Origin of the sequence: Enterobacter ludwigii (assembly GCA_023023105.1) — a bacterium.
Classification (GTDB): Bacteria; Pseudomonadota; Gammaproteobacteria; order Enterobacterales; family Enterobacteriaceae; genus Enterobacter; species Enterobacter adelaidei.
The window spans coordinates 2,666,172-2,690,753 of sequence record CP083824.1 but is presented as its reverse complement, the minus strand read 5'-3'; the positions used below and the strand labels follow the sequence as shown (position 1 = coordinate 2,690,753).

Genomic DNA, 24,582 nt, shown 5'->3' with positions numbered 1-24,582 from the left:
AGGAGTCGCATCATGGCGGTTCAGACCAAAGTAGTACGCCTTATTATGGCAGGCGCAGTTGCCATAGCACTGAGCGGATGCGTTTCCGTTCCTGATGCGATTAAGGGCAGCAGCCCAACGCCACAGCAGGATCTGGTTCGGGTGATGAATGCGCCTGAGCTGTACGTCGGCCAGGAAGCCCGCTTTGGCGGCAAGGTGATCGACGTGCAAAATCAGCAGGGGAAAACCCGTCTGGAGATCGCGACCGTCCCGCTGGACAGCGGTGCCCGGCCTGTTCTGGGTGAAGCCTCTCGCGGACGTATTTATGCGGACGTCAGTGGTTTCCTTGACCCGGTCGATTTTCGCGGGCAGCTGGTGACCGTCGTCGGGCCAATTACCGGCGCCGTGCAGGGCAAAATCGGCAATACGCCGTACAAATTCATGACCATGCAGGTTAACGGGTATAAACGCTGGCGGCTGGCACAACAGGTGATTATGCCGCCTCAGCCGATCGACCCGTGGATGTGGGGGCCGCATCCTTATCGTTATGGCTACCCAGGTTGGGGTTGGTATAACCCAGGACCTGCACAGGTACAGACTATCGTTACTGAGTAACTTACTGTTATTGTTGGAAAAGAGACAGCGGCTCAGCCGCTGTCTCTGTTTTTTTACGGACAAGACGAAAAAAAAGAGTGACGCGCTTCGCAACCTTAAATCTGAACAATTAATAAACTGGTACGCTGAGTTAATATAATGTTAACAAACTGTTTATTATCGGGGTTGTGATGACGACGAACACTCATTTCAGAGGTGATGCATTGAAGAAGGTTTGGCTTAACCGTTATCCCGCAGATGTTCCTGCCGAGATCAATCCTGACCGTTATCAATCCCTGGTTGAATTATTTGAACACTCGGTAAGGCGTTATGCCGATCAACCCGCTTTCGTGAACATGGGCGAGGTGATGACGTTCCGTAAACTTGAGGAGCGTAGCCGGGCGTTTGCGGCGTATCTGCAGGAAGGGCTGGGGCTGCAAAAAGGGGACCGCGTCGCGCTGATGATGCCGAACCTGCTGCAATACCCGGTGGCGCTGTTCGGTATCCTGCGAGCCGGGATGATTGTCGTCAACGTTAACCCGTTGTACACGCCGCGTGAGCTGGAACACCAGCTGAACGACAGCGGCGCGGCGGCGATAGTGATTGTCTCTAACTTTGCCCACACGCTGGAAAAAGTGGTCGACAAAACCCAGGTTAAGCATGTCATCCTGACGCGTATGGGTGATCAACTCTCCACCGCCAAAGGCACGCTGGTTAACTTTGTCGTTAAATACGTCAAACGCCTGGTGCCAAAATACCATCTGCCTGATGCTATCTCCTTCCGCCGTGCGCTGCACGCGGGCTACCGTATGCAGTATGTGAAACCCGACGTGGTGGCAGAAGATCTTGCGTTTCTGCAATACACAGGCGGGACCACCGGCGTGGCGAAAGGCGCGATGCTGACCCACCGTAACATGCTGGCTAACCTTGAACAGGTGAACGCCACTTACGGGCCGCTGCTGCATCCGGGCAAAGAGGTGGTGATCACCGCGCTTCCGCTGTATCACATCTTTGCGCTGACCATGAACTGCCTGCTGTTTATTGAGCTGGGTGGTCAGAACATCCTCATCACCAACCCGCGCGATATCCCGGGCCTGGTGAAAGAGCTGGCGAAATATCCGTTCACCGCCATGACCGGGGTGAATACCCTGTTTAACGCGCTGCTTAATAACAAAGAGTTCCAGCAGCTGGATTTCTCCACGCTGCATCTCTCTGCGGGCGGCGGCATGCCGGTTCAGCAGGCGGTCGCCGAGCGCTGGGTCAAACTCACCGGTCAGTATTTGCTGGAGGGCTACGGCCTGACGGAATGTGCTCCGCTGGTTAGCGTCAATCCACATGATATCGACTACCACAGCGGTAGCATTGGTCTGCCAGTGCCTTCGACAGAAGCCAAACTGGTCGATGATGACGATAACGAAGTTGCACCGGGCGAGCCGGGAGAACTGTGTGTCAAAGGGCCACAGGTGATGCTGGGTTACTGGCAGCGTCCCGATGCGACCGACGAAATCATCAAAGACGGCTGGCTGCACACGGGTGACATCGCAGTGATGGATGACGAGGGCTTCCTGCGCATCGTTGACCGTAAGAAAGATATGATCCTGGTGTCCGGGTTCAACGTCTATCCGAACGAGATCGAAGATGTCGTCATGCAGCACAGCGGCGTACTCGAAGTGGCGGCGGTAGGGGTTCCTTCCGGCAGCAGCGGTGAAGCGGTCAAAATTTTTGTGGTCAAGAAGGATCCCTCTCTCACCGAGGAGGAGCTGGTAACGTTCTGTCGTCGTCAACTGACGGGCTACAAGGTACCGAAGCTGGTTGAATTCCGCGATGAGTTGCCGAAATCCAACGTCGGAAAGATATTACGACGAGAATTACGTGACGAAGCCCGTGGCAAAGTAGACAATAAGGCCTGAGCTTCACGCTAATCGCCCAGACGCCGGTTAAGCCGGCGTTTTTTATGGGCGCAAACAAAAGAGAACCCGTTTTGAATTACCAGATGATCACGACCAATGACGAGCTGGCTTCGCTGTGCGAAGTGACGCGCGACTTTCCTGCCATTGCCCTGGATACCGAGTTTGTTCGTACCCGGACGTACTATCCGCAGCTGGGTTTGATTCAGATGTTCGACGGTAAACATGTGTCGCTGATCGATCCTCTCGGTATTACCGACTGGACGCCGATGCGTGACCTGCTGCTCGATACTGCCGTGACGAAATACCTGCACGCAGGCAGTGAAGATCTGGAGGTATTTCTCAACACGTTTGGCATCATGCCACAGCCGTTGATTGATACGCAGATCCTGGCGGCATTCAGCAATCGTCCGCTCTCATGGGGCTTTGCTGCTATGGTAGAGGAGTATACGGGCCTGACGCTGGACAAAAGCGAATCCCGTACTGACTGGCTGGCGCGCCCTCTGACTGAGCGTCAGCTGGAATACGCGGCGGCAGACGTGTTTTATCTGCTGCCTATTGCCGGACAGCTGATGAAAGAGGCTGAAGCTTCAGGCTGGCTGGCTGCAGCCCTGGATGAGTGTCGTATGGCGCAGCAACGTCGTCAGGAAGTGGTTGACCCGAAAGACGCCTGGCGCGATATCAGTAATGCCTGGCAGTTGCGTACGCGTCAGCTGGCGTGCCTGCAGCTGTTAGCGGACTGGCGTCTGCGCAAAGCCCGCGAGCGCGATCTTGCCGTTAACTTTGTAGTCCGCGAAGAGCATCTCTGGGCGGTCGCGCGCTATATGCCAGGCAGCATGGGCGAGCTGGACAGCATTGGGCTTTCGGGAAGCGAAATCCGTTTCCACGGCAAAACCCTGCTGGCGCTGGTCGCAAAAGCGCAGGAGCTGCCGGAAGATGCGTTGCCGGAACCGCTGCTGAATCTGATGGATATGCCGGGCTACCGTAAAGCGTTTAAGGATATCAAAGCGCTGGTGCAGGTCGTCGCAACGGAAAGCAAACTGAGTGCGGAACTGCTCGCCTCACGCCGACAGATTAACCAGCTGCTGAACTGGCACTGGAAGCTGAAACCGCAAAATGGTTTGCCGGAAATGGTAGCAGGATGGCGCGGAGAATTGATGGCCGATCGCCTGAATACGCTGCTGGAAGGGTATCCGCGCTAATAAATATGCCGGGTGAAATACCCGGCATATTCCCCCGGCGGCGCTGCGCTTACCGGGCTACAAAATCACAAACCTACGGACGTGACTCTTCCGCTTCCGGAAGCGTAACGTTCAGCTCCAGAATCGAAATATCCCCGTCTTTCTGCTCCAGCTGTACGGTGACCATCTCCGGGTCAATCTGCACATACTTACAGATCACTTCCAGGATATCCTTACGCAGCTGCGGCAGGTAATGAGGCTCGGCGTCGCTACGACGGCGCTCCGCCACGATAATTTGCAGACGTTCTTTAGCGATGTTGGCGGTGTTCTTTTTCCGCGAGAGAAAAAAGTCCAGTAATGCCATAACTTATCCTCCGAACAGGCGTTTGAGGAAACCTTTCTTCTCTTCTTCAATGAAGCGGAAAGGACGTTCTTCTCCCAGCAGACGGTCAACAGTATCAGCATACGCTTTACCTGCATCTGCCATTGTATCAAGGATCACTGGCTCGCCCTGGTTAGAAGCGCGTAACACGGACTGATCTTCCGGGATAACGCCTACCAGTTTGATGCGCAGGATCTCCAGCACGTCTTCCATGCTCAGCATGTCACCTTTGTTCACGCGGCCAGGGTTGTAGCGGGTGAGCAGCAGGTGTTCTTTAATCGGGTCTTCGCCATTTTCCGCACGACGGGATTTAGAGGCGAGGATCCCCAGAATGCGGTCTGAGTCACGCACGGATGAAACTTCAGGGTTGGTGGTGATGATCGCTTCATCAGCGAAGTAGAGCGCCATCAGGGCACCGGTTTCGATGCCGGCAGGGGAGTCGCAGACAATGAAGTCGAAATCCATTTTTTTCAGATCGTCGAGCACCTTTTCCACCCCTTCACGGGTCAGCGCGTCTTTGTCACGCGTCTGAGAGGCCGGAAGAATGTAGAGGTTCTCGGTGCGCTTGTCTTTAATCATCGCCTGGTTCAGCGTGGCATCGCCCTGAATGACGTTCACGAAGTCATACACGACGCGACGCTCACATCCCATGATCAGGTCGAGGTTACGCAGACCGATATCGAAGTCGATAACGATGGTTTTCTTTCCCTTCTGGGCCAAACCAGTAGCGATGGCCGCGCTGGAGGTGGTCTTGCCAACGCCTCCTTTACCCGAAGTAACAACAATAATGCGTGCCATAGAAATTCCTTGTTAAAAAGGGATCAATTCAACGGTTGAACGGTCAACGCGTCGTCTGCCAGAAGCAGGCGAGCCGCTTTGCCATAAAATTCGGCTGGGATCTTGTCGCTCAGCCAATATTCACCTGCGATGGACACCAGTTCCGCCGTCAGGTGAGTACAAAATATTTGCGCATCCCGATCGCCACTTGCTCCCGCGAGCGCGCGTCCACGCATCATACCGTAAACGTGAATATTGCCATCTGCAATCAGCTCTGCGCCAGCACTGACGTGGCTTGTAACAATCAGATCACAGTTTGGTGCATAAATGCGCTGACCGGAACGAACCGGTACATCAATCATTCGCGTTTTTGTGACGGGGGTAACGTTTTGCACCACGGGAGGGGGCGTCTGGACGGCAACAGGTGCTGCACGTGAGGCTTTTTCTTTGCCCTCAGTCAGAAGTGGCAGCCCCGCACGGTCAATTTCCGCTTTCAACTCAGCATCTTTGCAGCCGCTGATGCCCACAATACGCAGACCGGTCGAGGAGACGGCTTGCTGGAGAAGTTTCCAGTTAACCGGTGCTTCAAGCGCGCTGACATTGATAACAACAGGGGCATGTTTCAGAAAAGCGGGAGCCTGGGCGATTTTGTCTTCTAACGCCTGACGAATAACCTCGGGTTTTGCATCATGCAAATGTACCACTGATAAGGTGAAGCTACTGCCTTTAAGCTCGATGGGCGTGTTTGACATCCTGGCCTTACTCAATTTGCTATTAACCGCAACCACTCGCTGCGATATTCCGAAGAGTATCAGGCATGTTATAGTCAGGAGTATATTGAGGCAAGCAACCACCCATTAATTCAGAGTAAAAACATGTTTTGTGTGATCTACAGAAGTACAAGTCGTGACCAGACCTATCTTTATGTCGAAAAGAAAGACGATTTTTCCCGCGTGCCTGAAGAATTAATGAAAAGCTTTGGCCGACCGCAGCTGGCGATGCTGCTGCCGCTGGATGGTCGTAAGACGTTGGTGAATGCCGATCTGGAAAAAGTGAAAACGGCATTAACCGAGCAGGGCTATTATTTACAGCTTCCGCCGCCGCCTGAGAATTTATTAAAACAGCATCTTGAGGCGAACGGAAAAAAATAGTCTCAACTGTTTTTGGACTCAACACATCAACCGTTTAGGGGTCGACCATGTATCAACATCATAACTGGCAAGGTGCATTACTGGATTATCCCGTCAGCAAAGTGGTCTGCGTGGGCAGCAACTATGCAAAACATATTCAGGAGATGGGCAGCGCGACGCCAGAAGAACCGGTTCTGTTCATTAAGCCAGAAACGGCGCTTTGTGATATCCGTCAGCCGCTGGCCTTACCGCAGGGGCTGGGTTCAGTCCACCACGAAGTTGAACTCGCCGTGCTGATCGGCGCGACGCTGCGTCAGGCCTCTGAAGAGCACGTGCAAAAAGCGATTGCTGGCTACGGCGTTGCGCTGGACCTTACGTTGCGTGATGTTCAGGGGAAAATGAAAAAAGCCGGGCAGCCGTGGGAAAAAGCCAAAGGGTTTGATAATTCCTGCCCGATCTCCGGTTTTGTGCCAGTGGGCGAGTTCACTGCTGACCCGCAGGATACGCCGCTTTCCCTGAAGGTTAATGGTGAATTCCGCCAGCAGGGAACCACCGCCGATATGATCCACAAGATCCTACCGCTGATTGCCTATATGAGCCGCTTCTTTACCCTGAAACCGGGTGATGTGATCCTGACAGGTACACCGGAAGGTGTTGGCCCGCTACTCAGCGGGGATGAGCTTGAGGTTGGTTTTAACGGCCTGTCGCTGAAAACCCGCGTGCTGTAACTGCATCTTGCCGCCTGAAGAGGGCGGCAAAACTTGCAACAACGTGCCAGACTCGTTATAAGGTGCGCTTTCTTTTGACGTGTGGACATCCTGATGAACGACATCCCTTTCTGGCAAAGCAAAACTCTTGATGACATGACTGACGCGGAATGGGAATCATTGTGCGACGGATGCGGGCAGTGCTGCCTGCACAAGCTGATGGATGAAGATTCTGACGAAATCTACTTCACCAACGTTGCCTGCAAACAGTTGAACATCAAAACCTGCCAGTGCCGTAACTATGAGCGTCGGTTCGAGTTTGAGCCGGACTGCATCAAATTAACCCGCGATAACCTGCCAACTTTCGAATGGCTGCCGCATACCTGCGCGTATCGCCTGCTGGCGGAAGGGAAAGGTTTACCAAACTGGCACCCGCTGCTGACGGGGTCGAAAGCGGCGATGCACGGTGAGCGCATTTCAGTGCGCCACATTGCGGTGAAAGAGTCTGAGGTTCGGGACTGGGAAGATCACATCATGAATCATCCCAACCGTTGAGTTGAAATAAAAAACCCGCCGAGGCGGGTTTTTTATTGTTTGCTGTATGTCGGGTAGCGCTGCGTTTACCTTCCAAACAAATCGCGTTTCTTCGGTTTGAATGGCTGAGCAATCAGCACCAGCAGTGCCACGACGAAGTAGGCCACAAAAATACCCACCAGCCACTGCGGCATCTCCAGGGTCAGGAATTCCCACTGACGAACGGAGCAGTCGCCGGAAGCAACAAACACCTGCGGCAGCCATTTATCCAGCGGTAGCCAGCTCGGGAAGCGGGCGGCGAAATCACAGGTCATAAATGGTGACGGATGCAACTGCATCATGGTGTGCTGCCAGGAGAGTTCAATCCCTTTCCAGGCGCTGTACAACCAGATAGCGATTGCGGCATAGCGCAGCGGTGATTTCGGGGCAATCGCGCCCACCAGACCCGCCCCCATAATGCCAAACAATGCGCAGCGTTCGTAAATACAAAGCACGCAAGGCTTGAGTCCCATTACATGCTGGAACCACAGCGCGACCATTTCCAGCGCAAAGGCGGTCAGGGCCATTAACAACCACGCTCCGCGACCGCGGGAGCACTGGTTTAAAAATCTCAACATAATCATTTCCCTGGAACATGCTTAGAAAGCGCAGTGTAAACGAATTCGTTTTTCGCGCCACCTGTACCTGACGAAATAAAACGTAATTGGATGTTTATCGTGCGAAAAAACAAACGGGCAGCGAACTGCCCGAGATGCATACTTTATTGCGCCGCAAGTATACCCGCTTGTATCAACCATTGCGTACAGGGAATGAGGGTAATTTTGACGCAAAGCAATCCCACGATCGTGAGCACCAGCGTATAGGGCAGGGCCATCCAGACCATCTTGCCATAAGAAAGTCGTATGAGTGGCGCCAGCGCGGAGGTCAACAGAAAGAGGAAAGCGGCTTGCCCGTTAGGGGTCGCAACCGACGGCAGGTTAGTGCCGGTGTTGATCGCCACAGCCAGCAGCTCAAACTGCCCCGTACTGATGACGCCTTGCTCCATGGCCGCTTTAGCCTCATTGATGTAGACCGTCCCGACAAAGACGTTGTCGGATATCGACGAGAGCAGGCCGTTAAACAGATAAAACAGCGAGAGCTGAGCATCCGGTGCAGCCTGTAAAACAAAGGCAATAATTGGCGCGAAGAGGTGTTGGTCAATAATTACCGCCACAACGGCAAAAAATACAGCTAACAGCGCGGTAAACGGCAAGGCTTCGGTAAACGCCTTGCCGATAGCATGTTCATCCGTTACGCCAGTAAATGTGGCGGCGAGGATAATAACCGAGAGACCAATCAACCCCACTTCAGCAAGATGAAACGCCAGCGCGGCAATAAGCCAGACACCGATGATCCCCTGCGCAATAAGACGCAGTGTCTCCTGGCGCGTCCGCTGGCTACGGCTTTGCAGATCGAATTTATGCAGTTCCTGACGCACCGGGGCCGGGAGTTGTGCGCCATAGCCAAAGAGACGAAACTTCTCCACCAGCATGCAGGTCACCAGACCGCAGATCAGAACCGGTATACTCACCGGTGCCATTCTCAGGAAGAAATCACCAAAATGCCAGCCAGCCGCTTTGGCAATGATCAGGTTTTGGGGTTCACCCACCATTGTCATCACGCCACCCAGGGCGGTGCCAACGCCGGCATGCATCATCAGGCTTCGCAGGAAGGCGCGAAATTGTTCCAGCACTTCCCGGTGGTAAGTATCAACCTGGCTGTCATCCAGCAGATCGTCACCGGGGCGCGAAGAGGCCACCCGATGGTAAATGCCGTAAAATCCAACGGCAACGCTTATCACCACCGCAACGACCGTCAGGGCATCCAGGAAGGCCGAAAGAAAAGCAGCAGCCACGCAGAAGGCCAGCGACAGAAGTGTTTTCGACGGAATGCTGAGCAGCAGGCGGGTAAAGATAAACAGCAGTAGCTGTTTCATGAAGTAGATACCGGCCACCATAAATATCAGCAGCAGAAGCACTTCCAGATTAGAGGCCAGTTCTGCTTTAACATGCTCTGCGCTGGTCATACCGATAACGACCGCTTCAAACGCCAGCAATCCGCCCGGCAGCAGGGGATAACATTTCAGCGCCATTGCCAGGGTAAAGATAAACTCGGCCACCAGCAACCAGCCGGCAATAAACGGGCTCACAATAAAAATGATGGGATTAACGACCAGGAACACCAGCAATAACAGTTTGTACCAGTCGGGTGACTGGCCTAAAAAATTGCGCCACACTGCGCGCCCAAAAGAAATTTCCACGACAGACGTCCTTCCCCGTCAACTCAGACAAAACATGAGTATACGCAAAAATCGCGGCCTGGAGGTGGATAAGTCAGTATTGTAAATTTCACAAAAATGAAACCGCGATCCCTCTTTTCTCTCTTTGCCGCGCTATCTGCTACAGCGTGCCTCTGGTATGATGAGTCCAATTTGCTAAAGCTGTGTAATGGAAATCTCACTATGGTCATTAAGGCGCAGAGCCCGGCGGGTTTCGCGGAAGAGTACATCATTGAAAGCATCTGGAATAATCGTTTTCCTGCGGGATCCATTCTTCCGGCTGAACGCGAACTCTCTGAACTGATTGGCGTCACTCGCACCACGCTGCGTGAAGTGCTCCAGCGACTGGCACGTGATGGGTGGTTGACGATTCAGCACGGCAAACCAACGAAAGTGAACAACTTCTGGGAAACTTCCGGGCTGAATATTCTTGAAACGCTGGCGCGCCTCGACCATGAAAGCGTGCCGCAGCTGATCGATAATCTGCTTTCCGTGCGTACCAACATTGCGACGATCTTTATTCGCACCGCTTTTCGTCAGCATCCGGAAGATGCGCTTGCCGTGCTGGCCAGTGCGAACGAAGTTGAAGATCACGCAGATGCGTTTGCAACCCTCGATTACAACGTCTTCCGTGGGCTGGCGTTTGCCTCTGGCAACCCAATTTACGGCCTTATTCTGAATGGTATGAAAGGGCTGTATACCCGCATTGGTCGCCACTATTTTGCTAATCCGGAAGCCCGCAGCCTGGCACTGGGTTTCTACCATAAGCTGAGCAAGCTCTGTTCTGAAGGTCTGCACGATCAGGTCTATGAAACCGTGCGTCGCTACGGCCACGACTCCGGTGAAATCTGGCACCGTATGCAGAAAACCCTACCGGGTGATTTAGCGATTCAAAGTCGTTAAATAAAAAAACCTCTCATATGAGAGGTTTTTTTTCGTCGGATGGCGCGACGCTTCGCGGACAAACAGGGCAGAGCTACAGCGTATTCAACCGCGCCGGACAACGCTCAAGTAACTCCACGCTACCATCTTCATTCTGCTGCTCAAGCTGCACGTCAAAGCCCCACAGGCGATGCACATGCTTCAGCACTTCTTTACGCCCTTTATCCAGCGGCGCGCGGTTGTGAGGGATATACCGCAACGTCAGAGAGCGGTCACCGCGTAAATCAACGTTCCATACCTGAATATTGGGTTCAAGATTGCTCAGGTTGTACTGAGAAGAGAGGCGAGAGCGGATCTCACGGTACCCCTCTTCGTTATGGATCGCTGAAATCTCCAGATAATTATTCCGATCGTCGTCCAGAACGGTAAAGAAGCGGAAATCACGCATGATCTTCGGCGACATAAACTGGCTGATAAAGCTCTCATCCTTAAAGTCGCGCATGGCGAAATGCAGCGTTTCCAGCCAGTCAGAACCGGCGATATCCGGGAACCAGTACTTGTCTTCTTCTGTGGGTGACTGACAGATACGTTTAATGTCCTGGAACATGGCAAAGCCAAGCGCGTACGGGTTAATCCCGCTGTACCACGGGCTGTTGTACGGCGGCTGGAACACCACATTGGTATGGCTATGCAGGAATTCCATCATAAACCGCTCGGTGACTTTTCCTTCGTCATACAGATGGTTGAGAATGGTGTAGTGCCAGAATGTCGCCCAGCCCTCGTTCATCACCTGGGTCTGTTTTTGCGGGTAGAAATACTGGCTTACCTTGCGCACGATGCGCAGGATTTCACGCTGCCATGGTTCCAGCAGCGGAGCATTCTTCTCCATAAAATAGAGCAGGTTTTCTTGCGGCTCAGACGGATAGCGACGTGCTTCGGCCACCGCTTTCTCTTCCTCACGCTTCGGCAGGGTACGCCACAACATATTTACCTGGCTTTGCAGATACTCTTCGCGGCTTTTCTGCCGGGCTTTCTCCTCCTGCAGGGAGATTTTCTGCGGACGTTTGTAACGATCCACGCCGTAGTTCATCAGCGCATGGCAGGAATCGAGCAGTTTTTCCACTTCATCCACGCCATAACGCTCTTCGCAGTCGGTAATGTACTTACGGGCGAAGATAAGGTAATCGACAATAGAACTGGCATCCGTCCAGCTGCGGAACAGGTAATTGTTCTTGAAAAAGGAGTTGTGTCCGTAGCAGGCATGCGCCATCACCAGTGCCTGCATGGTAATGGTGTTCTCTTCCATCAAATAAGCAATACACGGGTTGGAGTTGATGACAATCTCATACGCCAGCCCCTGCTGCCCGTGCTTATACAACCGTTCCGTTTCAATAAATTTTTTACCAAACGACCAGTGAGGATAATTAATCGGCATCCCGACGCTGGAGTAGGCGTCCATCATCTGTTCGGACGTAATGACTTCAATCTGATGCGGATAAGTATCCAGGCGATACAGTTTTGCCACCCGGTCGATTTCGGCGAGGTAGACATCCAGCAGCTCGAAGGTCCAGTCGGGTCCATCGCTCAGACGTGTGTTGTCCTTGTTCAGGGAATCAATAGTAGCCATTAGCGCGCCCTCATTGTGGGTGCTCTCTCTGTCTGGAGAGCCTCCTTTCAAGCATAGATCAACGTGTTAAAAAGCGTGCTGGAGCAGAAATTTTTTCTTTGCGATTTCGCGTTTTTGATACGGCAAATAAACGGTGTCTCGCAGCATATTATGCTGGTTAAAAATAACGCGCAGCAGGAGATCCCAAATTAGCACTATCCCCTGATGCTGGGGGATGTGTGAGGTAAGTCACCATAAAAAAGTCATATGTTGAATAATATTTTCAACTAGGTTATCAATCTGTAATTAGAAGATTGTTCTTTTGCACATAATGGAGTGGCTATGCGTGTTGTCATACTGGGAAGTGGTGTCGTTGGCGTAACCAGCGCCTGGTATTTAAGTCAGGCGGGACATGACGTAACCGTTATCGATCGTGAATCCGGTCCAGCGCTTGAAACCAGCGCGGCAAACGCCGGGCAAATCTCTCCGGGTTATGCGGCGCCGTGGGCGGCACCCGGTGTTCCGCTGAAGGCGATTAAATGGATGTTCCAGCGCCATGCGCCGCTGGCCATCAGCCTCGACGGCACCCAGTTTCAGCTGAAGTGGATGTGGCAGATGCTGCGCAACTGCGACACCCGCCACTACATGGAAAACAAAGGGCGCATGGTGCGTCTGGCGGAGTACAGCCGTGATTGCCTGAAAGCCTTGCGCGCGTCGACCGGCATTGAGTACGAAGGCCGCCAGGGCGGGACGCTACAGCTGTTCCGTACGGAGCAACAGTACGAAAATGCGACCCGCGATATCGCCGTGCTGGAAGATGCCGGCGTACCGTACCAGCTGCTGGAAGCGAGCCAGCTTGGTCAGGTTGAACCGGCCCTTGCGGAAGTGGCGCACAAACTGACGGGCGGTCTGCGCCTGCCGAATGACGAAACCGGTGACTGCCAGCTCTTTACGCAACGTCTGGCACAAATGTGCGAGCAGGCGGGGGTGAAATTCCGCTTTAACACCTCTGTCGATAAGCTGCTGTCGGAAGGGGAAAAGATTTACGGCGTGAAGTGCGGCGACGAAGTGATCAAAGCTGATGCTTACGTCATGGCGTTTGGCTCGTACTCCACTGCCATGCTGAAAGGCATTCTCGATATTCCGGTCTATCCGCTCAAGGGCTACTCGCTGACCATTCCGGTGAAAGAGGAGAGCGGCGCGCCTGTGTCGACCATCCTGGATGAAACCTACAAGATTGCAATTACGCGCTTCGATAACCGCATCCGCGTCGGCGGCATGGCGGAGATTGTCGGCTTCAACACCGAGCTGCTGAAGCCGCGTCGTGAAACGCTGGAGATGGTGGTGGGGGATCTCTTCCCGCGCGGGGGTTTTGTTGAGCAGGCAACGTTCTGGACCGGCCTGCGTCCAATGACTCCCGACGGCACACCGATAGTTGGGCGCACGCCGTTTAAAAATCTGTGGACCAATACCGGACACGGCACGCTTGGCTGGACGATGGCCTGCGGGTCTGGTCAACTGCTGAGCGACCTGATTTCCGGGCGCACGCCGGCTATTCCGTTTGACGATTTAAGCGCAGCACGCTATCAATCAGGGTTTACGCCGTCACGTCCACAGCACCTGCACGGCGCGCATAACTAAGGAGTCGTCATGTCCCGTCCTGTTCTGGCTCAGCTGGATCTGCAGGCCCTGAAGGATAACCTGCAAATTGTTCGCCGGGCAGCACCTGGTTCACGCGTCTGGTCGGTGGTCAAAGCGAATGCCTACGGCCACGGTATTGACCGTATCTGGAGCGCCCTCAGCGCGACCGACGGTTTTGCGTTACTGAATCTGGAAGAGGCCATTCTGCTGCGTGAACGCGGCTGGAAAGGGCCCATCCTGTTGCTTGAGGGTTTCTTCCACGCCGACGACCTGCCGTTACTGGATAAGTACCGTCTGACCACCAGCGTTCACAGTAACTGGCAAATTAAAGCCCTGCAGGATGCAAAACTGCATGCGCCGCTGGATATTTACCTCAAGGTCAATAGCGGTATGAACCGCCTGGGCTTCCAGCCTGAGCGGGTGCACACCGTCTGGCAACAGCTGCGTGCGCTGAAGAATGTGGGTGAAATGACGTTGATGGCGCACTTTGCCGATGCGGAAAAACCTGATGGCATTGCCGATGCCATGGTGCGTATTGAGCAGGCGGCTGAAGGGCTGGATTGTCCGCGCTCGCTGTCAAACTCAGCCGCCACGCTATGGCATCCTGAAGCCCACTATAACTGGGTACGACCGGGGATTGTCTTGTACGGCGCATCTCCGTCAGGTCAGTGGCAGGATATCGCCAACAGCGGCCTGAAGCCGGTCATGACCCTGCGCAGTGAAATTATTGGCGTGCAGACGCTGAAGGCCGGTGACACGGTGGGCTACGGCAGCCGTTACCGGGCGAAGGGTGAGCAACGGATTGGTATTGTGGCGGGCGGCTATGCCGACGGTTACCCGCGCATCGCCCCGACCGGTACGCCAGTCCTGGTAGATGGTGTGCGCTCCGGTACGGTGGGTACCATCTCTATGGATATGCTGGCCGTTGATTTGACGCCATGCCCGCAGGCGGGGATCGGTTCACCGGTTGAGCTGTGGGGTAACGAAATCAAAATTGACGATGTGGCTGCCGCGGCGGGAACGGTGGGGTACGAATTAATGTGCGCGCTGGCACCAAGAGTGCCGGTTGTGACGGTGTAACATATATTCGCCGGGTAGCGCTAGCGCTTACCCGGCAAAAAAACTACTACTCCGCTTCCTCGTCCATTGGCCTCACGCCAACTTTCCTGACCTCGTTATCTTCTTTCTCGGCCACCGTCCAGATCATCCCGGCAAACTCCACCTGGTCACCAACGACGGGGGCTGCACCCAGCAGTTGCTGAATGATTTCCCCTAACGTCTGCTGCTTGTCGCGGTACTCCAGTCCTTCATCCAGACCGTAAATCAGCGCCACATCGGCAAACTTGGCACTCGCTTCCAGAATAAAATCACCAAAGAAGCGCTGATCCAGCGCCACCGGTGGTGACTGACTGAACAGCTTGCCCAGCGCAGGCAGATCGCGCTCGCGGCCAATGACACACAGGATATCGCCTTCGCGCAGACGAGTGCTGCCGGTAGGATGCAACAGGGCATTATCACGGAACAGCGCGGCAATACGCGTTTCGGCCGGCATATGTAAATCGCGCAGCGATGCTCCCACACACCATTTGTCGGCGCTCAGTTGATAGACGAATTGTTCCCATGGGTTCTCAGGGTGAATGTCCAGCCCCACGCGGGAAACCGGCCAGCCGACAGGAGGGACCACCACTTTGGCTTTTTTCGCCGCCCACCCGAGCGAGGTTCCCTGGAACAACAGGGAAATCAGTACCACAAAGAACGCCACGTTAAAGAACAACCGCGCATTATCCAGACCGGCCATCATCGGGAAGACGGCAAGAATAATCGGCACCGCACCACGCAGCCCCACCCAACTGATAAAAACCCGTTCACGCAGATTGAAACCGCGAAACGGCAGCAGGCCCGCAAACACCGACAGCGGACGGGCGAAGAAGATCATCCATGCTGAAAGCAACAGCGCCGGAACGGCAATCGGCAACAGGTCTGACGGCGTGACCAGCAGACCCAGCACCAGGAACATGCCGATTTGCGCCAGCCATGCCAGACCGTCGAAGTTCTGCAAAATGGCGTGACGGTTGCGAATCGGACGGTTGCCCATCAGGAATCCGCAGAGATAAACCGCCAGAATGCCGCTGCCGTCCAGCGCCGTGGTAACGGCAAAAATCAGAATGCCGCCGCTCAGCGCCAGCAGAGGGTAAAGCCCCAGAGGAAGCGAGATACGGTTGATCATCTGCTGTAACAGATATCCTCCCGCCAGACCGATGAAAATACCCAGACCGAACTGCTGCAGAATATGCCAGGCAAACATCCAGCTCAGCCCGTTTTCGTGCTGCTGAATCATCTCGATTAACGTGATGGTGAGAAACACCGCCATCGGATCGTTACTGCCGGATTCAATCTCAAGCGTGGAACCGACACGTTCGTTAAGCCCCTTTCCGCCGAGCAGGGAAAACACGGCAGCGGCATCGGTTGAGCCAACGATAGCGCCAATCAGCAAACCTTCCATGATATTGAGATGGAAAAGCCACGCGGCCATCATCCCGGTCAGTCCAGAGGTAATCAACACACCGATCGTCGCGAGAGACAGTGCAGGCCCTAAGGCCACGCGGAACGAACTCGCCTGGGTGCGCATCCCGCCGTCCAGCAGGATCACCGCCAGCGCGAGGTTACTCACCATGTAAGCGAAAGGGTAGTTATCGAATGGGATACCGCCGATGCCATCAATGCCAGCCAGCATGCCGATGGCAAGGAAAATAACAAGAATAGGTATGCCGAGACGCGATGAAAATGAACTTAATAAAATACTGCTGGTTACAAGCACAGAACCCAGAATGAAAAGGCTGATTATCGCTGCGGCATCCAATGTTGTCTTTCTCCCACCTCAATGTTAACGCTGTTACTAAAACCCTAACATATTAACGGTGGCAACAGCGTTTTATTAAGGGGGTTAAACGGTTTTTTTATGCCTTTATGACAGGATGGCCGCTGATGGTTAGTCGACTGCCTGAATCATCATGAATCAGGGCGGCGTGTGCGCCCAGCGCCAGGGTCACAGTCTGCTGCTCATGGCCAAAATCCAGCCCCGTAATAACCGGAATATCCAGCCGCGAGCGAATGAAATCGACCATGGTTTCAAGAGAGTAACCTGCATCATAATCATTCGGTGCCGAGCCGCTAAAGCTGCCCAGTACAATCGCGGACTGACGTTCGAGGATCCCGGCGTGATAAAGCTGCAATAACATACGCTCAACGCGGAACGGATGTTCGTTGATATCTTCCAGCACCAGAATGCCGTCCTCAATTTGCGGCAGCCACGGCGTACCAATCAGCGAGACCAGCATCGCCAGGTTGCCGCCCCAGAGCTGGCCTTCACATTCCCAGTGCGGCCCATTGCCTTGCCACTCCACGCTGTAGGTGGGATTACGCAGCGCGCGCCAGAAATGCTCCTGGGTGAAGGGATCCAGTTCCGGCGCACCGAAGTTACCGGCCAGCATCGGGCCGCTGAAGGTGATGACGTTATGCAAGGCCAGCAGCCCAAGCTGGATCGCCGTGAAATCGCTGTGTCCGCAGATCAGCAGCGGATCCTGTTGTTGACGCTGTGCCAGCCCTTGCCAGTCGATACTCTCCAGTAAGCGGCTCGCACCGTATCCCCCGCGCACCGCGAGCACAATCTGGTTTTCGCCCTTCAGGTTCACCAGGTTATTAATATCATTCAGCCTCTGCGCTTCCGTTCCGGCAAAACGCTGAAGACGGCGGGGGATAATCGTCTGATTTTCTACCTGATGGCCGGATTCCAGCAAGCGCTGAACGCCCCGTTGTGCCGCGTCCTGGTTAATGCAGTAGCCCGAGGGCGCGATGAGATGAAACTGAGACATGGCAATTCCTTGCTGAATGAGAAACTAATTGTCTATATCATGCCGCTTATACGCCGCCCGCTTCAAGAGGCGGCGCACCGCGATGACCGGCTATAAGGATAGATGACGTGAAATTGAGATGGTTTGCTTTTTTGATTGTGTTGCTTGCTGGCTGTAGTTCTAAACATGATTATCAAAACCCGCCCTGGAACCCGGAAGTGCCTGTAAAACGGGCTATGCAGTGGATGCCGATCAGCGAACAAGCCGGAAAGGCCTGGGGCGTTAGTCCACGACTGATCACGGCGATTATTGCGGTGGAGTCCGGCGGTAATCCAACGCTCGTCAGCAAATCCAACGCGGTGGGGCTGATGCAGCTTAAAGCGTCAACGGCGGGAAAAGAGGTCTACCGTTACATGGGCTGGAGCGGGCAGCCGTCGACCAGTGAGCTGAAGAACCCGGAACGCAACATTTCGATGGGAACCGCCTACCTGAGCATTATGGAGCATGGGGTGCTGAAGGGGATTCAGGACCCGGAAGTGATGCAGTATGCGCTGGTGGTGTCTTATGTAAACGGTGCCGGCGCGTTGCTCAGAACCTTCTCCTCTGACCGGAAAGAGGCGATAGCAGAAATTAATGGCATGGACAAAGATGAGTTCTTTGAGCATGTAGCTAAGAATCACCCGGCACCACAGGCACCTCGTTATATCTGGAAAGTTCAGAAAGCGATGGATGCTATGTAATGCCGTAGACGGGCGGCGGTTACGCTGCCCGACTTTTCTCACAGAACTTTATTGGCGCGTTGCCGCGCTTCCCGCTCCAGTGAATAGATAATACGCTGAAGCTCGCGCTCTGCGCCGGGCCCCACGTTAAGGAAACGGAAGCTCAGGCGTGGCGTAGTGATAGTTTCATTTTTGCTGTCTACGACTTTGCGATCGCTGATGGCAATCAGCTGTGCATCAAAATAAAAGCGACCCCAGCCTCCCATATCCAGTTCTATCTGGGTAAAGCGCATGCCTTCAACCAGCCCCTCAGGTTTCGCGGTATCCATCAGCGCGCCCATACCGCCCAGAGACAGATCGAAGAGGCGGAAACGGATCTCTTTTTTGTCAGGCATTTTGGCCTTACAAAAATAGGCTGGCTGAAGTGGAGCGCTGATGCGGAAATACTCACGACGCTGGACAAACCAGAGATTGGTGGGAAGAGGCGTAACAAAAGCAGGAAGCCCCTGGTATTCACTCAGTTCCAGTCGTGGCAGCACAAACTCCACTTTCGCACCCTGCGTTTCGGCCATCACTGCGATATTTTCCGCTTTCAGTGCGGCACGGTTTTCATACTCCTGACTGCCAAGGTCGATAACCAGCCGCTCCTGCGAGGCATCAAGGATCTTGCTGATGAACTGATTATTCGACCAACTGATGCGCAGCGGCACTTCGCCTTTTTGCAGGTCGCGTAATACCCCTAATACAGCCAGCGGATTTTGCTTGAGGAACTGCTCACTGTAATGACTCACGCCGGATGGCTCCTTGAAAGATGACAGACTGTCTTAGCGTTATCGGCAATCAACAATGAAACTTAATACAAACCGGTGAGTTTTTTTTGCCTGTTTAAGCAAAGATAAGTCGGTGAGATGAAAATGGTTTTCCGGCGATGACCTATACTTAAGTTAGCTGTGCAGAAGGTTTTCTGCGCACGCGTTAAACCTGCAAGAGGGCATCGCTATGGGTATCATCGCCTGGATTATCTTTGGTCTAATTGCCGGCGCTATTGCCAAACTGATCATGCCGGGGCGTGATGGTGGCGGTTTTATTTTGACCTGTGTACTCGGGGTCGTTGGTGCGGTTGTGGGCGGCTGGCTGGCGACGATGTTTGGCTTTGGAGGCAACATAAGTGGTTTCGACCTGCACAGTTTTCTGGTCGCTGTCGTGGGTGCCATTGTGGTGCTGGTCATATTCAGGTTACTGCGACGAGCATAAATTGACATAAACGGCTCTCTGCGGAGGGCCGTTTTTTTACCGGAGTATTGATTTGCTAATCTAAATGATAATAATTGTCGTTCCTAATTGTATCTAACAACAAGACGACATTATGAATACCTCACGTTTTGCGCTGTGCGCCCTGGCAGGTGCCGTCACGCTGGCATTACAGGCCCAGGCGATTGCCGAAGAATCCACCATCGTTGTTACGGGCTCAGAGCAGGGCAGCGCGCTACCGGCCTGGACGAACAGCGCCACGAAATCGGCCGTTGCTGAAAGTAAAACGCCGCAGGTCATCACGACCCTCTCTGCGCCGGAAATAGAAAAGCGTCACGCGAATTCGGTGAATGAAATCCTGCGCTATGCCCCGGGCGTCTCAACGGAGGTACGGGGGAATACCTCCTATATGAGCGAATATAAAATTCGTGGCTTTACCGTTGACCAGGAGTTCTACAACGGGCTGCAACTACCCTATAACGTCACCGGAAACACCAAGGCGCGCATCGATCCGCTGTTAATAGACAGCGTTGATATCCTGAAAGGTCCCTCATCGGTCCTATACGGCGGCGGTTCGCCGGGCGGGCTGGTGAATATTCAAAGTAAAAAGCCGCAGCGAGAAGCCCGAACTGAGGTCGGTTTTAACACCGGGAACCGTAATCTGAAAGAGGGCTATCTCGACTCAACCGGACAAATTGCCGGCAGCGACTGGAGTTATCGTCTGCTGGGTAAAGCGACGGAAAATGACGATCAGCCGCACACTACCCGGTATGAAAACTACCTGATTGCCCCATCTGTCACCTGGCAACCGGACAGTAAAACCCGCCTCACCCTGGATGCCCTGGCGCAAAATACCCCGAGCCTGACGCCGTCTAACCCGTTGCCGCTCGCTTACCTGCGCTCGAAATACGCGGGCAAGCGCGATTACGCCGGAGATGAGTGGAATGGATTTAAGCAGCGTCAGTGGATGCTGGGCTACAGCTTCGAACACGAATTTGACAGCGGCTGGGGCTTTAATCAGAAAGCGCGCTATTTCGACGTTGATACCCACCAGCGCAGCGTCTACGCGACAGGGACGGGAAGTGAGGTGTACCAGCTCAACCGCTTTGCCTACACCACCGATGAAGACCTTAAGAGCTTTAACATCGATAACCAGGTGACCAAAACCGTTACGCTGGGTGACTGGAAACACCATCTGCTGGCCGGGTTTGACTATCAGAAGCTGAACTCCCATTTCCACTATCGCTACGCGTCGGCCACGCCGGGTATGGATATGCGTCATCCTGACTATTCGCAGATCCAGGAAAGCGCGCTGGGGCTCTACACCGCCCAGAAAAACCGTCTCAGCTACCAACAGAACGGTTATTACCTGCAGGATCAGGTGGAATTTGGCGGCCTCAACCTGCTGGGCAGCTTGCGCTACGACGATTACCGCTCCGTCACCACCAATTATCTGCAAAACGGCGATAAAGCCTGGGTATCGCAGGACCGCGTTACCAAACGCCTGGGGGCGCTTTACGCCTTCGACAACGGGATTTCGCCATTTATCAGCTACTCAGAAGGTTTTGCGCCAGTGTCACCGCAGGGAACGCTCGTGGCGAAAGACGTCAAACCGACCACCAGCAAGCAGGTGGAAGGCGGGGTAAAATATCTGCTGGCCGACTACGCCACCACCTTTACCGCCTCGGTGTTTAACATCCGTCAGAAAAACGTCGTCACCTCCGATCCGGGCTTCCTGAACTATCGTCAGACCGGGGAAGTGGAATCAAAAGGGGCAGAACTGTCCGCCATCAGCCGTCCGATGGATAACCTGACGCTGATTGCTAACTATGCCTACACCCACGCGATCAATACGGAAGATGACAAGTACAAAGGGAAACGTCCAACGCAGGTGCCGGAAAACGCCTTTAATCTCTGGGGGGATTACACCTTTGAGAACACGGCGTTGAAAGGGTTGATGCTGGGTGCGGGCGCACGCTACACCGGGCCGATGGAAATCTCTCCGGCTAACGATGCGGGTAAACTGGGTGGTGCAACGCAGTACGATCTGGCGGCTTCGTACCGGATGGGGGAAATTATGCCTTCGCTGGCAGGGCTGACGCTTAAGGCCAGCGCACAGAACATCACCAACAAAGAGACGCTGACCTGCTACGACGCGACCAACTGCTGGATTGGGCGTGACAGGACGTATCAGCTAGGGGCGAGTTACAGTTTCTAAGCAAAGCCCGGTGAGTACAAAACGTAGGCCGGGTAAGGCGTAGCCGCCACCCGGCAATACTCACTTTCTGCGCCGTCGCTTTCACCGGTGCCACCTCATCATTTGCCGCAGGCTGATTTTCCGGCACGCTGTCACACGGTTTCGCTTTCGGACACACCCTATCCAGCATCTTCAGCGTTACGCCGTTACTCCAGCCGAAGCCGTCCTGCAGCGGATACTCGCCTCCGCCGCCACCGGTCCCGGTTGTCGACACGTCATATTTCTCGACCAGTTTCTTTTCGCGGTCGTAAGTATGCTGAACGTTCTTCAGGAAACGCCAGGTTACCTCCATCGAGACCTTCTCTTGCCCGTAATTCTGCAGACCTTCCGCGGCCACCCACTGCAGCGGGGCCCAGCCGTTTGGCGCATCCCACTGCTGACCACTGTTGATGGTGGTGGTGGAAATCCCGCCCGGTTTCAACAAGCGAGACGAGGTTGCTGCTGCCACTTTGTCGGCCCGATCCTGTGCCGCCGCCTTCACGTAAAGTGGGAACAGGGCTGCCGCCGTGAGTTGATTACGCACCTTTTTGCTCTTGAGATCGTAATCGGCGTACCAGCCCTCTTTATCATTCCACAGATGGCTCTCGATGGCTTTCTGACGCGCGGTTGCCAGCGTTTCGTATTTGCTTGCGCTGGCGGCATCGCCACTCTCCTGGCTTGCCCGCGCCAGCAGTTTTTCCATCTTGAACATCAGGGCATTCAGATCGACGGGCACAATGCTGGTGGTCCGGATCGTGCCGAGCTTTTGCGGATCGTCCATCCAGCGGGAGCTAAAATCCCAGCCCGAAGCCGCAGCGGAACGCAAATCACGGTAGATCTCCGTCGCGGGACGGTTAGGGTTACTTTTGGCGGTATTCACGTCGTCAAGCCATGACTCCGGGCGCGGGGTATCGCGGTCATCCCAGTAGCGGTTGAGAATGGCGCCATCATCCAGTTTCACCACCCGTTTACTGGCTTGCCCCGGCTGAAGGGCATCTACGCCATCCATCCAGTAAGCGTACTCTTTCTCCATCTGCGGACGATATTTCTTCAGCGCATCGCTGTCGTGGGTCGCCAGCAGCTCAACCATCATTGAGAAAAACGGTGGCTGGGAGCGGCTCAGGTAGTAGCTACGGTTGCCGTTGGGAATGTGGCCGAAGGTGTCAATCTCATACGCAAAGTTATCCACCATGTCGCTGATTTTGTCCCAGTGATCGCTTTCCGCCAGGCCCAACATGGTGAAATAGCTGTCCCAATAGTAGACCTCACGGAAACGCCCGCCGGGCACCACGTAAGGTTTGGGTAACGGCAGAAGGGAATCCCATTTGTTGCTGGCTTTATCCGTGGTGCGCGTCAGTACGGGCCAGAGATCGTCAATGTGCTCACGTAAACTTTGTCCAGCAGGCGGAACATATTTTTCCCCTTCCGCAGGGAGCGTGAAGTTCATCTCGACAAAGTGGCGTAAGTCAAAGCTGGACTGCGTGTGCTGCATCCGATAATCCGCCAGAATCATTAGCGGGTCGCTTTTGGGGACTGCATCAGCGAAGGTTTTCTGATCGGGAAACAGTTTGGCACTTTGCACATCATTGAAAAGAGGGCCCAGCAAAATATCAGGTGAGGTTGTCTGGGGCGCGGGGCTATCGTCGGCATAACCCAATGTCGTTACGCCGAGCAGCACGCCTCCTGACGCAAGGGCCAGGAAAGCAGGGCGTAGTGTACGAGGTCTTATCATTAGTTCGTCTCCTGTCTTCACTAAACAGCGTGACCGCTGTTGTCAATCACCTGAAAACCTTAGACGAATATTGCCTGCTTCGCGTTAAATATTGCTGTTCGGTCAGGCCTCTTCCGGCGTCTGGCTGGTTTCCCGCAGCGTGCCCGGCGCATGTCCAATAATGCGCTTAAATGCCCGGCTAAATGCCGCCAGAGAGCCGTATCCCAGCCGCAGCGCGACGGTTTCAATCGGCTGATTTTCGTGTCGAATGTACTGAATGGCCAGCCTCATCCTCAGCTCGCTGAGATATTTTGCCGGCGTAGTTCCCGTCGCCGCCAGAAACCGTTCTGCGAATACAGAACGGGAAGTCCCCGCTTCTTTTGCCAGGTCTGCCACGCTCCAGTTCAGGCCAGGCTGCTGGTGCATAGCGTAAATGGCGCGGCTCAGGCGTGGGTCACGCAGTACCTGCACCCAGCCGGTGGCTTTGCCACAGCCGCCTTCAACCCAGCCACGTACGATTAACGCTGCCACCACGTCGGCCAGTCGCGCCAGGATCCCCGCGTACCCGGCCTGACGCGCCACGGATTCCCGCTCCATCGCCGCCAGCAACGGATGGATCTCCGGCCAGGTGGACATCAACCGGCTGACCATCATCACTTCCGGCATCGCCTTGATCAGTGGCTGCATCCCGCCCAGCTCAAAATCCATGCACCCGCTAAAGATGATGGTGTTCTCGCTTTCCGGGCAGGGCTCGCAGGTGATGGCACACACCGAGCTGCAGATGGGCTCGCTGGGAAAGGCGTTAATGGGCGTAATGGTCGCCTGCTCGTCTGAGAGCAGGGCATGGGAATTGCCGGCAGGAATAAAAAGGGCGTCACCACTGCTCAGTTCGAACGTTGCACCGCTCTCCATTCGCAGCAGGGCGCTACCGTGGCTTACAAAATGAAACTGCGCCCTACCGGGTGCCTGATGGAACGCGACGCCAAACGGTGCACTGGCCTGGATGCGCCGGTATTTCACACCTGACAGGCGCATGCCGCGTAAAAGTTCGCTGATCAGATCGGGTGACTGTACGGTCATGGCGCAACTCCGGACGAATAATCAATAAGTGGAGATTATATGTCATAGATCGTCCAGGGTGAACCTTCTATGCTTTTGCGACAGTTGTCACATTTTC

At 54.4% G+C, this 24,582-nt stretch carries 22 protein-coding genes and 1 pseudogene; 12 read left to right on the top strand and 11 right to left on the bottom strand.

Features of this window, described 5'->3' with window-relative positions; genetic code table 11:
* The first annotated feature begins 12 nt into the window (after positions 1-12).
* The 3 genes from LCD46_13030 (at position 13) to rnd (ending at position 3,682) form a co-directional block, all read left to right on the top strand.
* Positions 13-594, top strand: a complete 582-nt coding sequence (locus tag LCD46_13030) for a Slp family lipoprotein (protein ID UOY69024.1) — start codon at positions 13-15, stop codon at positions 592-594.
* A gap of 203 nt (positions 595-797) precedes the next feature.
* Positions 798-2,483, top strand: coding sequence for a long-chain-fatty-acid--CoA ligase FadD (gene fadD, locus LCD46_13025; GenBank protein ID UOY69023.1), 1,686 nt, complete (start codon positions 798-800; stop codon positions 2,481-2,483).
* A 71-nt stretch (positions 2,484-2,554) separates the two neighbouring features.
* A complete protein-coding gene (gene rnd, locus LCD46_13020; protein ID UOY69022.1) occupies positions 2,555-3,682 on the top strand; it encodes a ribonuclease D in 1,128 nt (375 codons plus the stop codon).
* Between the two features lie 73 nt (positions 3,683-3,755).
* Here rnd and minE read toward each other — a convergent pair whose 3' ends face one another.
* Genes minE through minC form a run of 3 tightly spaced genes read right to left on the bottom strand, consistent with a single transcriptional unit; the run spans position 3,756 to position 5,572 of the window.
* Positions 3,756-4,025: a cell division topological specificity factor MinE gene (gene minE / locus LCD46_13015; GenBank protein UOY69021.1), complete on the bottom strand. Its 270-nt coding sequence runs from the start codon at positions 4,023-4,025 to the stop codon at positions 3,756-3,758.
* Between the two features lie 3 nt (positions 4,026-4,028).
* Positions 4,029-4,841 carry a septum site-determining protein MinD gene (gene minD, locus LCD46_13010; protein ID UOY69020.1) on the bottom strand — a complete coding sequence of 271 codons (813 nt, stop codon included), beginning with the start codon at positions 4,839-4,841 and terminating at the stop codon, positions 4,029-4,031.
* 23 nt (positions 4,842-4,864) lie between these two features.
* Positions 4,865-5,572 (bottom strand): septum site-determining protein MinC, encoded by a 708-nt coding sequence (gene minC, locus LCD46_13005; protein UOY69019.1) that lies wholly within the window; start codon positions 5,570-5,572, stop codon positions 4,865-4,867.
* A 123-nt stretch (positions 5,573-5,695) separates the two neighbouring features.
* Here minC and LCD46_13000 point away from each other — a divergent pair, with 123 nt between their 5' ends.
* From LCD46_13000 to LCD46_12990, 3 genes are all read left to right on the top strand, one after another.
* Positions 5,696-5,971 carry a YcgL domain-containing protein gene (locus LCD46_13000; protein ID UOY69018.1) on the top strand — a complete coding sequence of 92 codons (276 nt, stop codon included), beginning with the start codon at positions 5,696-5,698 and terminating at the stop codon, positions 5,969-5,971.
* A gap of 47 nt (positions 5,972-6,018) precedes the next feature.
* Entirely contained in the window at positions 6,019-6,678 is a 660-nt protein-coding gene (locus LCD46_12995; GenBank protein ID UOY69017.1) for a fumarylacetoacetate hydrolase family protein, read from the top strand.
* A gap of 93 nt (positions 6,679-6,771) precedes the next feature.
* Positions 6,772-7,212 carry a YcgN family cysteine cluster protein gene (locus tag LCD46_12990; GenBank protein ID UOY69016.1) on the top strand — a complete coding sequence of 147 codons (441 nt, stop codon included), beginning with the start codon at positions 6,772-6,774 and terminating at the stop codon, positions 7,210-7,212.
* A gap of 65 nt (positions 7,213-7,277) precedes the next feature.
* Here LCD46_12990 and dsbB read toward each other — a convergent pair whose 3' ends face one another.
* On the bottom strand, positions 7,278-7,808 hold the full coding sequence (dsbB, locus tag LCD46_12985) for a disulfide bond formation protein DsbB (GenBank protein ID UOY69015.1): 531 nt from the start codon (positions 7,806-7,808) through the stop codon (positions 7,278-7,280).
* Between the two features lie 143 nt (positions 7,809-7,951).
* Positions 7,952-9,490 (bottom strand): Na(+)/H(+) antiporter NhaB, encoded by a 1,539-nt coding sequence (gene nhaB, locus LCD46_12980; protein ID UOY69014.1) that lies wholly within the window; start codon positions 9,488-9,490, stop codon positions 7,952-7,954.
* 201 nt (positions 9,491-9,691) lie between these two features.
* Here nhaB and fadR point away from each other — a divergent pair, with 201 nt between their 5' ends.
* A complete protein-coding gene (gene fadR / locus LCD46_12975) occupies positions 9,692-10,411 on the top strand; it encodes a fatty acid metabolism transcriptional regulator FadR (protein UOY69013.1) in 720 nt (239 codons plus the stop codon).
* A gap of 73 nt (positions 10,412-10,484) precedes the next feature.
* On the opposite strand, the gene LCD46_12970 is transcribed toward fadR, so the two are convergent.
* Entirely contained in the window at positions 10,485-12,017 is a 1,533-nt protein-coding gene (locus tag LCD46_12970; protein ID UOY69012.1) for a SpoVR family protein, read from the bottom strand.
* Positions 12,018-12,338: 321 nt separating this feature from the next.
* Between LCD46_12970 and LCD46_12965 the strand changes: the two genes are divergently transcribed.
* The gene (locus tag LCD46_12965) at positions 12,339-13,637 is read left to right on the top strand and encodes a D-amino acid dehydrogenase (protein ID UOY69011.1); all 1,299 of its coding nucleotides are present in this window, start codon (positions 12,339-12,341) and stop codon (positions 13,635-13,637) included.
* Positions 13,638-13,646: 9 nt separating this feature from the next.
* Complete coding sequence (gene dadX / locus LCD46_12960) at positions 13,647-14,717, top strand: catabolic alanine racemase DadX (GenBank protein UOY69010.1); 1,071 nt, start codon at positions 13,647-13,649, stop codon at positions 14,715-14,717.
* A gap of 46 nt (positions 14,718-14,763) precedes the next feature.
* Here dadX and LCD46_12955 read toward each other — a convergent pair whose 3' ends face one another.
* Both LCD46_12955 and ldcA read right to left on the bottom strand, forming a co-directional pair.
* Positions 14,764-16,497 carry a potassium/proton antiporter gene (locus LCD46_12955; GenBank protein ID UOY69009.1) on the bottom strand — a complete coding sequence of 578 codons (1,734 nt, stop codon included), beginning with the start codon at positions 16,495-16,497 and terminating at the stop codon, positions 14,764-14,766.
* A gap of 97 nt (positions 16,498-16,594) precedes the next feature.
* On the bottom strand, positions 16,595-17,509 hold the full coding sequence (gene ldcA, locus LCD46_12950; GenBank protein UOY69008.1) for a muramoyltetrapeptide carboxypeptidase: 915 nt from the start codon (positions 17,507-17,509) through the stop codon (positions 16,595-16,597).
* A gap of 107 nt (positions 17,510-17,616) precedes the next feature.
* Here ldcA and emtA point away from each other — a divergent pair, with 107 nt between their 5' ends.
* Entirely contained in the window at positions 17,617-18,228 is a 612-nt protein-coding gene (emtA, locus tag LCD46_12945; protein ID UOY69007.1) for a membrane-bound lytic murein transglycosylase EmtA, read from the top strand.
* A gap of 38 nt (positions 18,229-18,266) precedes the next feature.
* Here emtA and LCD46_12940 read toward each other — a convergent pair whose 3' ends face one another.
* Entirely contained in the window at positions 18,267-18,998 is a 732-nt protein-coding gene (locus tag LCD46_12940; protein ID UOY69006.1) for a flagellar brake protein, read from the bottom strand.
* Positions 18,999-19,206: 208 nt separating this feature from the next.
* Here LCD46_12940 and LCD46_12935 point away from each other — a divergent pair, with 208 nt between their 5' ends.
* On the top strand, positions 19,207-19,461 hold the full coding sequence (locus LCD46_12935) for a GlsB/YeaQ/YmgE family stress response membrane protein (GenBank protein UOY69005.1): 255 nt from the start codon (positions 19,207-19,209) through the stop codon (positions 19,459-19,461).
* A 112-nt stretch (positions 19,462-19,573) separates the two neighbouring features.
* The gene (locus LCD46_12930; protein UOY69004.1) at positions 19,574-21,676 is read left to right on the top strand and encodes a TonB-dependent siderophore receptor; all 2,103 of its coding nucleotides are present in this window, start codon (positions 19,574-19,576) and stop codon (positions 21,674-21,676) included.
* Between the two features lie 121 nt (positions 21,677-21,797).
* On the opposite strand, the pseudogene LCD46_12925 reads toward LCD46_12930, so the two are convergent.
* Positions 21,798-23,426, bottom strand: a pseudogene (locus LCD46_12925) (alpha,alpha-trehalase).
* Positions 23,427-23,528: 102 nt separating this feature from the next.
* Positions 23,529-24,485, bottom strand: coding sequence for an AraC family transcriptional regulator (locus tag LCD46_12920; GenBank protein UOY69003.1), 957 nt, complete (start codon positions 24,483-24,485; stop codon positions 23,529-23,531).
* Positions 24,486-24,582 lie beyond the last annotated feature (97 nt).

Coding starts and splice junctions, on each gene's coding strand:
- LCD46_13030 (UOY69024.1), top strand. CDS start 13: ATGGCGGTTCAGACCAAAGTAGTACGCCTTATTATGGCAGGCGCAGTT.
- minE (UOY69021.1), bottom strand. CDS start 4,025: ATGGCATTACTGGACTTTTTTCTCTCGCGGAAAAAGAACACCGCCAAC.
- minD (UOY69020.1), bottom strand. CDS start 4,841: ATGGCACGCATTATTGTTGTTACTTCGGGTAAAGGAGGCGTTGGCAAG.
- minC (UOY69019.1), bottom strand. CDS start 5,572: ATGTCAAACACGCCCATCGAGCTTAAAGGCAGTAGCTTCACCTTATCA.
- LCD46_13000 (UOY69018.1), top strand. CDS start 5,696: ATGTTTTGTGTGATCTACAGAAGTACAAGTCGTGACCAGACCTATCTT.
- LCD46_12995 (UOY69017.1), top strand. CDS start 6,019: ATGTATCAACATCATAACTGGCAAGGTGCATTACTGGATTATCCCGTC.
- LCD46_12990 (UOY69016.1), top strand. CDS start 6,772: ATGAACGACATCCCTTTCTGGCAAAGCAAAACTCTTGATGACATGACT.
- dsbB (UOY69015.1), bottom strand. CDS start 7,808: ATGTTGAGATTTTTAAACCAGTGCTCCCGCGGTCGCGGAGCGTGGTTG.
- fadR (UOY69013.1), top strand. CDS start 9,692: ATGGTCATTAAGGCGCAGAGCCCGGCGGGTTTCGCGGAAGAGTACATC.
- LCD46_12970 (UOY69012.1), bottom strand. CDS start 12,017: ATGGCTACTATTGATTCCCTGAACAAGGACAACACACGTCTGAGCGAT.
- LCD46_12965 (UOY69011.1), top strand. CDS start 12,339: ATGCGTGTTGTCATACTGGGAAGTGGTGTCGTTGGCGTAACCAGCGCC.
- dadX (UOY69010.1), top strand. CDS start 13,647: ATGTCCCGTCCTGTTCTGGCTCAGCTGGATCTGCAGGCCCTGAAGGAT.
- ldcA (UOY69008.1), bottom strand. CDS start 17,509: ATGTCTCAGTTTCATCTCATCGCGCCCTCGGGCTACTGCATTAACCAG.
- LCD46_12935 (UOY69005.1), top strand. CDS start 19,207: ATGGGTATCATCGCCTGGATTATCTTTGGTCTAATTGCCGGCGCTATT.
- LCD46_12930 (UOY69004.1), top strand. CDS start 19,574: ATGAATACCTCACGTTTTGCGCTGTGCGCCCTGGCAGGTGCCGTCACG.
- LCD46_12920 (UOY69003.1), bottom strand. CDS start 24,485: ATGACCGTACAGTCACCCGATCTGATCAGCGAACTTTTACGCGGCATG.